At 34.8% G+C, this 823-nt stretch carries 1 protein-coding gene; it reads right to left on the bottom strand.

From position 1 onward, the window contains the following. Window positions 1–823 (bottom strand): IS5 family transposase (locus N0824_RS12740; RefSeq protein ID WP_199224914.1); only part of this gene is annotated, 823 nt, incomplete at both ends.

Raw genomic sequence — 823 nt, 5'->3', positions numbered from 1 at the left:
TTTTTGAACCTAAATCGTTATTGTAAATTCCAGCGATTAAATGACTTCTTAATCCAAATTTATATCGGCGATTTCGATAGGGGTAAGAGAGAATTTTGAAGATTTTTAAACAGCGATTAACATTTTCTACAGCTACTCTTATTCTCCCTAATTCCCGATTATATTTCCTCTGCTCCTCCGAGTAATTCTTTCCTCTTGGTTTCCTAACAGGAATCTCACTTAGTTCATGAATTTTTACAATTCCTTGGTAGCCTTTATCTGCTAATAATTTTATTGTTTTAGGTAATTTTACTTGACTTTTTTGGAATAATTTAAAATCGTGCATTCTTCCTTTTCCATGCCTTAAACACATTATCTTCTTCGTTTTTAAATCAATAATCACCTGCGTCTTCAAAGTATGTTCCTTTTGTTTTCCACTATAAAACCCTTTTTGCCTTTTCTTTGGTCTTTCAATAGGACTTTCCATCACATCGATGACTAGAACGGTGTCTGGGTCGGATAATTTTCTTAATTCTTTTTGTCCAGGTAGGGATAATTTTCCCGATTTTATCAATAAGTTTTCGACTTTATGCACAGTTCGACAAACCATCGACTCTGAGACTCCCCACTCGCACCCAATGTGAAAATAAGTCCGATATTCCCGCCAGTATTGAATAGCTATTAAAACCTGATCTTCTGGGATTAATCTACAAGGACGACCCAGCTTATTCTTCTTTTTTTCGTATTCTTTAATGATGTTAACAATCAGATAGAAAGTTCGGCGACTCATTCCCGTTAAACGCTTAAATTTCTTTCGACATAACCTATTCGTTTCGGCAAATTT

The sequence above is a fragment of the Microcystis sp. 0824 genome (genome assembly GCF_003112475.1).
Taxonomy (GTDB): Bacteria; Cyanobacteriota; Cyanobacteriia; order Cyanobacteriales; family Microcystaceae; genus Microcystis; species Microcystis aeruginosa_C.
The sequence above is the reverse complement of the archived record's forward strand: the minus strand, read 5'-3'. Positions and strand labels throughout refer to the sequence as shown.